Consider the following 12,666-nt stretch of genomic DNA (forward strand, 5'->3'; position numbering starts at 1 on the left):
AGGAACTTCGCTCGTTATGCACATTTCCTCATCGATTAAACACTATTGGCAGGTCCGCCCCAGGCTGCTGCTTTCCGTCGCTGCGGGTATCCTGTGTTATCTGCTGCTGCCGCACCGGCTCAATGAATTGCAACGATTGATGCTCGGCTGGAACATGTTGGCCTGGATTTATCTGTTGTCTCTCTGGCGGCTGATGCTGATCAGTACGCCGAAGCACATCCGCCAGCTCGCCCGCAGGCAGGATGAAAGTGCCAGCATGGTGCTGGCGCTGGTCAGCATCGGCTGTCTGGTGAGCATTCTGTCGATTCTGTTCGAGCTGAGTACCGCCAAGCAGGTCAGCGACTCGCTGAAAACGCTGCATCTGGTGCTGACCGGTGCCACGCTGGTGGTGTCCTGGCTACTGCTGCCCACCGCATTCACCATGCACTATGCTCATCAATTTTATCGTCAGGACGCACAGCAAGATCCGCTGCCGTTGCTGTTTCCCGGCGATCTCAAAGAACCGACCTATTGGGACTTCGCCTATTTCTCGTTCACCATTGCCGTGGCGTCGCAAACCGCCGACGTGGCGGTCGGCGCGGCCGAAGTGCGCAAAATCGCCCTGCTACAATCGGTGATTTCCTTTGTCTTCAACCTGGTGATCCTGGGGCTGTCAATTAACGTTGGCGCCAGCCTGCTGAGCTAGAAACGAAAAAGGCTCCCCGAGGGGAGCCTTGATATCAGCAGCTAACCGAGATTACAGAACGTCTACTGCGTTCAGATCTTTGAAAGCCTGTTCCAGACGAGTAATCATCGAAGTCTGGGCTGAACGCAACCATACGCGTGGGTCGTAGTATTTCTTGTTCGGCTTGTCAGCACCTTCTGGGTTACCCAGTTGGCCTTGCAGATAGCCTTCGTTCTTTTTGTAGTACTGCAGGATGCCGTCCCAGGTTGCCCATTGGGTATCGGTATCGATGTTCATTTTGATCACGCCGTAACCTACGGACTCTTTGATCTCTGCATCGCTAGAACCAGAACCGCCGTGGAACACGAAGTTCAGGCTGTTGTGCGGCAGGTTATATTTCTTGGAAACATAGTCCTGAGAATCACGCAGAATAGTCGGGGTCAGTTTCACGTTGCCTGGCTTGTAAACGCCGTGCACGTTACCGAAGGACGCCGCGATAGTGAAGCGTGGGCTGATCGCATTCAGTTTTTCGTAAGCGTAGGCCACGTCTTCTGGCTGAGTGTACAGGGAGGATGCGTCCATATGGCTGTTGTCCACGCCATCTTCTTCACCGCCGGTGCAGCCCAGTTCGATTTCCAGGGTCATACCGATTTTCGCCATGCGAGTCAGGTATTTGCTGCAAATCTCGATGTTTTCTTCCAGAGACTCTTCAGACAGGTCGATCATGTGGGAAGAGAACAGTGGTTTGCCGGTAGTCGCGAAATACTTCTCGCCAGCGTCCAACAGGCCGTCAAGCCATGGCAGCAGTTTCTTCGCGCAGTGGTCGGTGTGCAGAATAACCGGCACGCCGTAATGCTCAGCCATCTGGTGAACATGGTGTGCACCGGAGATAGCGCCCAGAATTGCTGCACCCTGTGGAACGTCAGTCTTCACGCCTTTGCCGGCGATAAACGCGGCACCGCCGTTAGAGAACTGAACGATAACCGGAGCACGTACCTTCGCGGCTGTTTCCAGCACGGCGTTGATAGAGTCGGTACCTACACAGTTCACTGCTGGCAGAGCAAAGTTGTTCTCTTTAGCTACTGCGAATACTTTCTGAACGTCATCACCAGTGATGACACCCGGTTTTACGAAATCAAAAATTTTAGACATGTTACTTTGTCCTGTTTCGTCGGCCGTAGATGGATGTAAATCGATTTTTTCATGCCGCGCCGCCTAAGCCGCGCGGTATAAAATAAACGGGCGACTTTCGCCTCCCGCTGTCTGAATTACTGCTTGGCGCGCTCTTCCAGCATGACTACTGCCGGTAACGCTTTACCTTCCACAAATTCCAGGAAAGCACCGCCGCCGGTAGAGATATAAGAGATTTTATCTTCAATACCGAACAGATCGATAGCCGCTAGCGTATCACCACCACCAGCGATAGAGAATGCATCACTCTCTGCGATAGCGCGTGCGACAATTTCGGTGCCCCGGCGGAAGTTAGGGAACTCGAATACGCCAACCGGGCCATTCCACAGAATGGTTTTGGCTTCTTTCAGCAACTTGGCCATAGCCAGCGCGGTTTCGTCACCGAAGTCCATGATCTCTTCATCATCTTTCACTTCGCTGACTTTTTTCAAGGTAGCAGGGGCAGTTTCAGAGAACTCCGTGCCTACGCGAGAATCGGTAGGAACCGGAATTTTAAACTCGTCACGCAGTTTTCTCGCTGCATCGACGAAGTCAGGTTCGTACAGGGATTTACCAACGTTGTTATCGATAGCCACGAAGGTGTTGGCGATACCGCCGCCCACGATCACCGTATCGGCGATTTTCACCAGCGAGTTCAGCACATCAAATTTGGTAGAAACCTTCGAACCGCCCACCACGGCAACCATCGGACGAGCCGGGCTTTTCAGCGCTTTGCCCAGGGCTTCCAGTTCTGCTGACAGCAGCGGGCCCGCACAGGCGACAGGAGCAAACTTGCCCACGCCATGAGTGGATGCCTGCGCACGGTGTGCAGTACCGAAGGCGTCCATCACGTACACGTCACACAGCGCCGCATATTTCCTGGACAGGGTTTCGTCGTCTTTTTTCTCGCCCTTGTTGAAACGGACGTTTTCCAGCACGACCAGTTCACCTTCTGCAACGTCAACACCTTCCAGGTAGTCTTTAGCCAGACGAACCGGAGCTTTCAGGTGGTCTTTCAGATAGTTGACAACAGGCAGCAGGGAGAATTCTTCGTTGTACTCGCCTTCGGTAGGACGACCCAGGTGGGAAGTTACCATCACGCGGGCGCCTTGTTTCAGCGCAGCTTCAATAGTCGGCAGGGAGGCACGGATACGTGCATCGGAAGTCACTTTACCGTCTTTCACTGGAACGTTCAGATCGGAGCGGATCAGAACGCGTTTACCGGCCAGATCCAGATCGGACATGTTAATTACAGACATGGTGAACCCTCTTGGTTGATTCTCTATAAACTATAAAGTTGCCTGGGCGGCGCATCGGTCATGCCAATGCCGCCGTACTAGAAACCGCTAGCGGCCATTGCCCGTGTTGTATCCAACATCCGGTTGGCAAAGCCCCATTCATTATCACACCAGACCAAGGTCTTGATCAGGTGCTGACCGCTGACCCGGGTCTGCGTACCGTCGACGATAGCGCTGTGCGGGTCATGGTTAAAATCGATCGAGACTAATGGTAGTTCCGTATAGTCAACTATACCACGAAATGATCCCCGTGCGGCCATTTGCAACAGCTGGTTGACCTCTGTCACCTTCACCGCCGAGCTAACGCTGACGCTGAGATCGATGGCCGTCACGTTGATGGTTGGCACGCGCACCGAAATCGCTTCGAAACGATCGCAAAACTGCGGGAAGATACGGGTAATGCCCGCGGCCAGCTTGGTGTCGACCGGAATAATCGACTGGCTCGCCGCGCGGGTACGCCGCAAATCCTGATGATAGGCGTCTATCACCGGCTGATCGTTCATCGAAGAGTGAATGGTGGTCAGGGTGCCCGATTCGATGCTGTAGGCATCGTCCAGCAGCTTGATCACCGGAATAATGCAGTTGGTGGTGCATGACGCATTGGAAACAATGCGGTGTTCTGCCAGTAGCGTCTGATGGTTGACCCCAAACACAATAGTAGCATCCAGATCGTTACCGCCAGGGTGGGCGAACAACACTTTTTTCGCCCCCGCCGCCAGATGGGCTTCGCCATCCGCCCGGCTGCCGTACACACCGCTGCAATCCAGCACCACGTCGACGCCCAGCTCGCCCCAGGGAAGCTGTTCCACCGCCGGCTGATGCAACAAACGAATGGTATCGTCCCCGACGGTTAGCATGTCGCATTCCTGGCGGACATCCCAGGCAAAGCGGCCATGGCTGGAGTCGTATTTCAGCAGGTGGGCCATCCCCTCGGCATTCGCCAATTCGTTGATCGCCACCACGGAAATTTCCGCTCTTCGTCCCGATTCATACAGTGCGCGTAAAACGCTGCGGCCTATGCGGCCAAAGCCGTTTATCGCTATGCGGATTGTCATGCTGCTCCTGAAAAAGGGCCTTCTCTCACCGGGCATAATCACCGTGTTCAAGAGGGCGCTGACTGGTTACCAAGCTAACCCGCATAGAGTACTTTAGCGCACCACCTGCTGTGAATCGGCACATCACATTATTCCTTCGGTCCGGCGCTGTTTCTCCGGTCTCACTCCGCCGTTTCTGTTGAACACCGTCACAACTGAAACGCTTCAGCCGAGCATAAACCAAAGTTTTAGCAAAAGGAACAGGTGCGGCAGCCTGCCCGACAACGGAACGACACTTTGCGAGAATAAGATGATCTGGCGCACACTTTTTCATAGCCAATCCTTGGTCGTGCGCCAGATATTTTGACAATAACCAGGCTCGCAGCCTTAAATTTTAGGAAAAATCCACAGGTGCTCGGCCGGCAGGGAAAGCCGACACAGGGTTTGACCACGCACTTCAGTGCCATAAGCGCGTACCACAAAATCCTCGGCTACGGTACGGAACAGGTATTCCCAACGATCGCCGAGATACATGCTGGTCAACAGCGGCAACTCAAGCTGATTGCCCTGCGGATTATCCCCCAGCCGCACGCGCTCTACACGGATCACCGCCGTGGCTTCTTCGCCGACTTTTACCCCTGCGCCCGCCATGCCCCACAGCGTCCAGTCTTTGCCTTCGATACGCGCTTTACCCTCACTCACCTCGCTGATCTTGCCGTGCAGACGGTTATTGCTGCCCATAAACTCGGCGGTAAACAGGGTCGACGGCGAACCGTACATTTCCTGCGGCGTGCCCTGTTGTTCGATTTTTCCGTTGTTGAGCAACAGGATGCGATCGGAGATCGCCATCGCCTCGTTCTGGTCGTGAGTGACCATCAGTGCCGAAAGCCCCAGCTTGATAATCAGCTCACGCAGGAACACCCGCGCCTCTTCACGCAGCTTGGCGTCGAGGTTCGACAAGGGCTCATCCAGCAGGATCACCGGCGGGTTGTACACCAGCGCCCGGCCAATCGCCACGCGCTGCTGCTGACCACCGGACAACTGGTGCGGGTGACGCTTGCCCAAATGTCCCAGCCCAAGCTGGTCCAGCACGCCCTGTACCCGCTGGTTGATTTCCGCCGAGGCGACCTTGCGTAATTTCAGCGGGTAGGCGACGTTTTCAAACACGGTTTTATGCGGCCACAGCGCGTAAGACTGAAACACCAGCCCCAGATTGCGCTCTTCCGCCGGGATTTCGCTGCGCGCGCTGCCGTCGTAAACGGTATTGCTGCCGATGATAATGCGCCCCTGGGTCGGTTTCTCCAGCCCGGCGACCGCACGCAGCAGCGTGGTTTTACCGCTGCCCGACGGCCCCAACAGTGAAACCACCTCGCCGCGCTTTAAGTCCATCGAGACCCCCTTCAACACCGGGTTGTCGCCGTAGGTCAAATGCAGGTTTTCTACCGAAAGTTCAATCATGTAATTTCACTCCAAAGCGCAGGGCGATACCCAGACCCAACACCACCAGCAGGATGTTAATAAACGAGAGCGCGGCAACGATATCAATGGCGCCCGCCGCCCACAGGGAAACCAGCATCGAGCCTATGGTTTCGGTACCCGGAGACAACAGATACACCCCGGTGGAATACTCACGTTCGAAAATCAGGAACATCAGCAGCCACGAGCCAATCAGGCCGTAACGCGATAGCGGAATGGTGACGTGACGGGTGATCTGTCCCCGGGTCGCGCCAGCGCTGCGCGCTGCTTCTTCCAGCTCCGGGCCCACCTGCAGCAGCGTCGAAGAGATCAGCCGCAGGCCATAAGCCATCCACACTACGGTGTAAGCCAGCCAGACGCTGAAGATGGTGCTGCGCAAAGACCGCAACCAGACGATCAGGTGCTCCCGCAGCCATTCGGCCACCGGCAACGCCGACAACCAGCCCTCTTTCAAAGACTTATCCAGCCACATCGGCAGGAACAGGAACACCCACAGGAACGCCAGCCCCGCCAGCAGGCCGGGCACCGCACGCGGCACCAGTACGCTGTAATCGAGGAATCGGGTGGCACCGTCGGGTTTGCGGTGCATGGCAATGCCGATAAACAGGTAGCAAACCACCGCCAGCGCGCCGCCGAACACCCCAATCGCCATCGAGTTGACGATCGCCCGCAGCAGGTTCGGCTGCTGCCAAATGGTGCGGAAGGTATTGAGCGACAGCTCGTCCCAGATTGAAACGCCCACGCCCCAGTTGGAGATAAAGGCGCGCAGTACTACCCCTACCAGCGGTACGCCGATGGTCACCGTCAGCCAGAACACCACTACTGCACCGGCAACCCAACGCCATTTACCCAGCGGCAGCGCCCGCGCCTGCGACGCCTTGCCCTTGACGGTGACGAAGCGGTTAGCGGTGCGCATCAGACGGCGCTGTAACATCACCAGCGGTATGGTGATGCAGATCAGCACCACCGCCACCGCCGCCATCAGATGGTAAGACGGCGTGCCCAGCTTATTGGTCAGTTGACACAGGTAGGTCGCCAGCACCAGGTTGCCTTCCGGATCGCCCAGCACCAACATCAGGCCAAACACTTCCAGCCCGAGGAAAAACAGCAGTACCCCGGCGTACAAAATCGACGGTCGCACCATCGGCAAACTGACCGCGGTCATCACCTGCAAAGGCGAAGCCCCCGCCGTTCGTGCAGCCTCTTCCACGTCAGAACCGACGCTGCGCAAGGCCGAGGAAATATAAAGATAGGCGTGCGGTACGTGCGTCAACCCGGCGATCACCACGATGCTGGCCATCGAGTAGATATTCCACGGCACAAAGCCGAACAGCGCTTCCGCCCACAGCGAAAAGAAGCCGACCGGCCCGGCGGCCACCACGTAGCCAAAGCCCAGAACCATCGGCGAGACAAAGATCGGCACCAGGATCAGCGGCTCAATAAAACGCCGGCCCGGCAAATCGGTTCTGACCATCAAAAAGGCCAGAATACCCCCTAGCGGAATGGCGATCACCACCAGGCCGAAAGCCAGAATAAACCCGCTTTTCAGCGCTTTGTAAAAGTCCGGATCGGTGAAAATAAACTGGAACGCCTCAAGGCTGAAGACCTTGGAGGGGGAAAAAAAGGGAGCGGAGAGGAAACTTTGAATCACGATAAACGACAACGGTACATAGATAACCAGCGCGGTTATCAGCACCACCAAGCCACGCGGCAGGCTCTGCCACTTTCTGCGCCATGCTTCCATAATATATCCCGATGGTTGTAAACGACGACGACCAAAGGGCGCGCGCCACAATGGCAGACGCGCGTCCGGATCCTGTGTTATTTAGCGGCGGCGGTACGCCACTGCTTGATGTAATCCAGGCGTTTGGCCGGTTGCAGATACTCCAGCAGGCTTTCATCTACCGGGATCGGTTTCAACGCATTGCCAAGCATTTTGGTCATGCCTTCAATGTCGTTTTTGCCTTCAATATCATTGCGAATCGAAGGAATGTCGGCCTGGTTGGCAAGAATGCTCTGACCCTTTTCCGACAGCACATAGTTAAGCCACAGTTTTGCCGCATTGGCGTTGGCCGCCTCTTTGCTGATAAAGGACACGCGCGACAGCACCAGGGTGTAATCCTTCGGATAAGAGATACCCAGTGAAGGATCGGTTTTGGCGCGGGCCTCGGCGTAGGAGCCCAGGATATTGAAACCAATCAGGTTCTCACCGGATGACACCCTTTCCATCATGGTACCGGTGGAGGATTGCACCGCCAGACCGCCTTTGGCGACCTCAGCCAGCGTGGCGAAATAGTTAGGATCGGCCTTGAAGTCCTGCACCGACAGCATGAAACCCAGCCCTGACTTTTCAATGTCATAGGTGGTGACTTTCTTTTTGAATTTGTCGGTCTGGCTGGCGATCAGCTTGGCCAGCGCGGCGTGCGAGTCCGGCACATCCCCCTGCGGGATCAGCCGTTTGTTATAGATGAAAACTACCGGCTCGTAGGTGGTACCGTAGGCTTTCTCTTTCCATACCGCCCACTTGGGCAGTTGACCCTGCTCCGGCGAAGCGTATTCCTGCGCATAGTCGGTCGCCAGCTTCAGCGCGGTGTCCATTGACGAACTCCATACCACGTCGCCGCTGGTGCCACCCGCCGCCTGTTCGCTGATATACCGGTTGTACAGCTCGGTGCTGTTCATGTCGTTGTATTCGACCTTCACGCCCGGATACTGCGCTTCGAACCCCTGGATCAGCGGGCCGGCAGCCTTGGTATCGGTAGTGGAGTACACCACCACCTTGCCCTCTTTCTTCGCGCCGTCCACAATTTTCTGATAGTCGGCTGGATAGCCGGCCGGAAATTCAGCGTAAGCAGGCACTGCACCCAGTACCGCCATCGCCACCACCGACGCGCCGATTCTTGTCAACATGATCAACTCCTGGTTACATTTAAGAAACTAAAAATTAACATATAGTTAATAAGTGTTCCTAAGCAACGCCGTTGATTTTTTATCTTCGGGTTTTGTGAGGTTGGCCGATTTTTAGGCAATAAAAAACCCGGCAATTTGCCGGGCTGATGGGCGTCACCCTCTCCAGGGGGAGAGGGCCGGGGTGAGGGGCTTTAGCCTCTGTTCTGCCTGTTTCCCCTCACCCTACCCTCTCCCAAAGGAGAGGGAATGACTATTTCAGCAGTGCCTGCGCCTTGGCCACCACGTTTTCCACGGTGAAACCAAACTCTTTGAACAGCTGCTCCGCCGGGGCTGACTCGCCGAAGCTGGTCATGCCCACGATGGCGCCGTTCAGGCCCACATACTTGTACCAGTAGTCTGCGATACCCGCTTCCACGGCCACACGGGCGCTTACCGCCGCTGGCAGCACGGATTCACGGTAGGCCGCATCCTGCTTGTCGAATGCATCGGTAGACGGCATGGAGACCACGCGCACCTTGGTGCCCGCTGCGGTCAGCTGGTCTGCCGCTTCCACGGTGATGCCCACTTCCGAACCGGTGGCAATCAGGATCACGTCCGGCGTACCGGCACAATCCTTCAGCACGTAACCGCCACGGTAGGCGTTAGCCAGTTGCTCTGCGGTACGTGGCTGCTGGGTCAGGTTCTGACGCGAGAAAATCAGCGTGGTCGGGCCGTCGTTGCGCTCGATGCCGTACTGCCAGGCAATCGCCGATTCCACCTGGTCACACGGACGCCAGGTGCTCATGTTCGGGGTCACGCGCAGGCTGGCAATCTGCTCAACCGGCTGGTGCGTCGGGCCGTCTTCGCCCAGACCGATGGAGTCATGGGTGTAGACAAACACGTTGCGGATTTTCATCAGCGCCGCCATACGCACCGCATTACGGGCGTACTCCACGAACATCAGGAAGGTCGCCGAGTACGGCAGGAAGCCGCCGTGCAGCGCGATGCCGTTGGTGATGGCGGTCATGCCGAACTCGCGCACGCCGTAGTGGATGTAGTTACCCGCCAGGTCTTCATTCAGCGGCTTGGAGCCGGACCATAGGGTCAGGTTGCTCGGTGCCAGGTCAGCGGAGCCGCCGAGGAATTCAGGCAGCACCTTGCCGAAGGTTTCCAGCGCGTTCTGCGAGGCCTTGCGGCTGGCGATGTTGGCCGGGTTGGCCTGCAGTTTTTCAACGAAGGCTTTGGCGTCAGCTTTCCAGTTGGCCGGCAGTTCACCGTTCACACGGCGTTTGAACTCGGCAGCCAGTTCCGGGAAGGCTTTGGCGTAGGCGGCGAACTTGTCGTTCCAGGCCGCTTCTTTGGCTTTACCGGCTTCTTTGGCGTCCCACTGGGCATAGATGTCCTGCGGGATTTCGAAGGCGGCGTATTTCCAGCCCAGGGCTTCACGGGTGGCAGCCACTTCGGCGGCACCCAGTGCCGCGCCGTGCACGTCGTGGGTACCGGCCTTGTTCGGGGAACCAAAACCAATCACGGTTTTGCACATCAGCAGCGACGGCTTGTCGGTGACCTTGCGGGCTTCTTCAATCGCGGCCTTGATGGCGTCCGGGTTGTGACCGTCAACGTGACGCACCACGTGCCAGCCGTAAGCTTCAAAGCGCTCGGCGGTATCGTCGGTGAACCAGCCTTCGACGTGACCGTCAATGGAGATGCCGTTGTCATCGTAGAACGCGGTCAGTTTGCCGAGCTTGAGGGTACCGGCCAGTGAACAGACTTCGTGGGAGATGCCTTCCATCATGCAGCCGTCGCCCATAAAGGCGTAGGTGTGGTGGTCGACCACGTCATGGCCAGGGCGGTTGAACTGCGCGCCCAGGGTACGTTCGGCAATGGCGAAACCGACGGCGTTGGCGATGCCCTGACCCAGTGGGCCGGTGGTGGTTTCCACGCCCGGGGTGTAGCCGTATTCCGGGTGACCCGGGGTTTTGGAGTGCAGCTGGCGGAAGTTTTCCAGCTCGCTCATCGGCAGGTCGTAACCGGTGAGGTGCAACAGGCTGTAAATCAGCATGGAGCCGTGGCCGTTGGAAAGGACGAAGCGGTCACGGTCAGCCCAGTGCGGGTTGGTCGGGTTGTGGTTCATGTAGTCACGCCACAGGACTTCGGCGATGTCCGCCATGCCCATAGGTGCACCCGGGTGGCCGGAATTTGCTTTTTGTACGGCGTCCATGCTGAGTGCGCGGATGGCGTTGGCAAGCTCTTTACGAGAGGACATGTTTTACTCCAGGTCGGATTAAAAAATCGGTCAAGTTTTCTATTTTCTCAGACTCAGCATTAAAACGGCAATCCCTAATGCCAAATGAGAGCGAGTTCACAACTTATTAGCACAATTGGTCGTTTTTTCGGAATAACACTATTTTCCCAATGGCCAGCGTACACTAGTCTCAGGCGGCAAGTTTTCTCTAATTTAAAATGGCACTCCCCCCTTGTTACTATCACAGGAAGATGGCTTTATGAAAATTCGTACCTCTTTGATTGCATTAAGCATTGCCACTTTGGTAAGCGGCTGTCAAAACCTGAATACCGATACCCTGATGCAGTCTGGTGCACAGGCGTTTCAGGCGGCGACATTAAGCAATGACGACGTAAAAACCCTGAGTGATAAATCCTGTGCAGAGATGGACAGCAAGGCACAAATCGCGCCGGCTGACAGTACCTATGCCAAGCGCCTGAACAAAATCTCTGCCGCACTGGGGGATAATATCAACGGCACGCCGGCCAACTACAAGGTTTACGTCACTAAAGACGTGAATGCCTGGGCAATGGCTAACGGCTGTATCCGCGTTTACAGCGGGCTGATGGACATGATGACCGACAATGAAGTGGAAGGCGTGCTGGGCCATGAAATGGGCCACGTGGCACTGGGGCATACGCGTAAAGCCATGCAGGTGGCTTACGGCACCGTGGCGTTGCGTACCGCTGCGGCCTCAACCGGTGGCATCATAGGTTCGCTGTCGCAGTCACAACTGGCGGACATGGGCGAAAAACTGGTGAATGCCCAGTTCTCCCAGAAGCAGGAAAGTGAAGCCGATGACTACTCGTTCGATCTGATGAAACAACGCGGCATCGATCCGAACGGCCTGGTCACCAGCTTTGAAAAACTGGCGAAAATGGAAGCCGGTCGTCAGAGCAGCATGTTCGACGACCACCCAGCCTCCGAAGCGCGTGCGCAGCACATTCGCGACCGCATCGCGGCAGGCAAGTAACCCTCATTGCCCTACCGAACAACGGCACCCCAAAGTGGGTTTCTCACTGATTAAGGTGCCGTTTTCAGAAAATAAAAAAACGTATTAATATTAAATCCAGTTTTAAAAACCACTCAACTCTACTTATAGACTTATATAAACAGAACAACTTATAGCAACACATAATAACCATTTATTTTTTGTGATCTTTAACGAAAACTCACCTATGCAGCATTGAAAGTATTCTGAAAACAATATAATACTAAGCCTCCTTATGGACATAAAACAACACTATGGAATGGAGTTATTTATGAAAATCATTGATACATCTTTACTCGATCAAATATCTGGCGGTCGTGGAAATAATGGCGGTGACCGTAGCGATAATGGCGGAAGAAGAAGTCGGAATAATGGCCGCAACGGAGGCGGAGCCCCAAAAACATGCGCAAATGATGTTGGCGTTGGCATCATCACTGGCGCGCTAACAGGTATGGCTGGTGGGCCATGGACGATGATTGGCTTTGCCGTTGCGGGGGCTGCGACGGCAAGTCTCGGTTGCCCTGATAAAAGCCCATATAGAAATAACAACAATAATAACAGAGATGCACTAGCGGGTAACCGCTCCCCAAATAGCGTAAATGGGCAATGCCGCTGGTAATATTTCTCTGTATATGCCCCCTCGCTCAATGGGGGCGATTAAGGCGTCAACTCATGAATAAAGCAAGATACTCGTTAATTTCCATTGTCTGGATGCCAGGCTGTTATTTTATTGGCGTTAAATCATCATTAAAAATATTACAACCGGCGACCAGCTACGTGGACTTGGTCACGCTGGTTCTTGCTATTATTGGGCTTCGAGTATCCATTTCACTGATAGTCGACGCCCTGGGGATTTTTAA

The 12,666-nt window shown here is 55.5% G+C and carries 10 protein-coding genes; 3 read left to right on the forward strand and 7 right to left on the reverse strand.

Annotated features, from left to right (window positions below; translation table 11 throughout):
• Positions 1–16: 16 nt before the first annotated feature.
• Positions 17–685 carry a DUF1345 domain-containing protein gene (locus NHG65_RS21530; protein WP_099065301.1) on the forward strand — a complete coding sequence of 223 codons (669 nt, stop codon included), beginning with the start codon at positions 17–19 and terminating at the stop codon, positions 683–685.
• Between the two features lie 51 nt (positions 686–736).
• On the opposite strand, the gene fbaA is transcribed toward NHG65_RS21530, so the two are convergent.
• The 7 genes from fbaA to tkt all read right to left on the reverse strand — a co-directional run bounded on the left by fbaA (position 737) and on the right by tkt (position 10,797).
• The gene (gene fbaA, locus NHG65_RS21535) at positions 737–1,816 is read right to left on the reverse strand and encodes a class II fructose-bisphosphate aldolase (protein ID WP_099065300.1); all 1,080 of its coding nucleotides are present in this window, start codon (positions 1,814–1,816) and stop codon (positions 737–739) included.
• A 116-nt stretch (positions 1,817–1,932) separates the two neighbouring features.
• A complete protein-coding gene (gene pgk / locus NHG65_RS21540) occupies positions 1,933–3,093 on the reverse strand; it encodes a phosphoglycerate kinase (RefSeq protein ID WP_099065299.1) in 1,161 nt (386 codons plus the stop codon).
• Between the two features lie 77 nt (positions 3,094–3,170).
• Entirely contained in the window at positions 3,171–4,187 is a 1,017-nt protein-coding gene (gene epd / locus NHG65_RS21545; RefSeq protein WP_012146648.1) for an erythrose-4-phosphate dehydrogenase, read from the reverse strand.
• A 366-nt stretch (positions 4,188–4,553) separates the two neighbouring features.
• Positions 4,554–5,624: an ABC transporter ATP-binding protein gene (locus tag NHG65_RS21550; protein WP_413502470.1), complete on the reverse strand. Its 1,071-nt coding sequence runs from the start codon at positions 5,622–5,624 to the stop codon at positions 4,554–4,556.
• Positions 5,617–7,386, reverse strand: a complete 1,770-nt coding sequence (locus NHG65_RS21555) for an ABC transporter permease (protein WP_499182661.1) — start codon at positions 7,384–7,386, stop codon at positions 5,617–5,619. The genes NHG65_RS21550 and NHG65_RS21555 overlap by 8 nt, the downstream gene beginning before the upstream one ends.
• 77 nt (positions 7,387–7,463) lie before the next feature.
• Positions 7,464–8,552 (reverse strand): ABC transporter substrate-binding protein, encoded by a 1,089-nt coding sequence (locus tag NHG65_RS21560; RefSeq protein WP_261428360.1) that lies wholly within the window; start codon positions 8,550–8,552, stop codon positions 7,464–7,466.
• A gap of 250 nt (positions 8,553–8,802) precedes the next feature.
• Complete coding sequence (gene tkt / locus NHG65_RS21565; RefSeq protein ID WP_499182662.1) at positions 8,803–10,797, reverse strand: transketolase; 1,995 nt, start codon at positions 10,795–10,797, stop codon at positions 8,803–8,805.
• 238 nt (positions 10,798–11,035) lie between these two features.
• Here tkt and loiP point away from each other — a divergent pair, with 238 nt between their 5' ends.
• Both loiP and NHG65_RS21575 read left to right on the forward strand, forming a co-directional pair.
• Positions 11,036–11,788, forward strand: a complete 753-nt coding sequence (loiP, locus tag NHG65_RS21570) for a metalloprotease LoiP (protein WP_099065249.1) — start codon at positions 11,036–11,038, stop codon at positions 11,786–11,788.
• Between the two features lie 289 nt (positions 11,789–12,077).
• A complete protein-coding gene (locus tag NHG65_RS21575) occupies positions 12,078–12,425 on the forward strand; it encodes a hypothetical protein (RefSeq protein ID WP_099065250.1) in 348 nt (115 codons plus the stop codon).
• The last annotated feature ends 241 nt before the right edge of the window (positions 12,426–12,666 follow it).

It is taken from the genome of Serratia myotis (assembly GCF_027474885.1).
GTDB lineage: Bacteria > Pseudomonadota > Gammaproteobacteria > Enterobacterales > Enterobacteriaceae > Serratia > Serratia proteamaculans.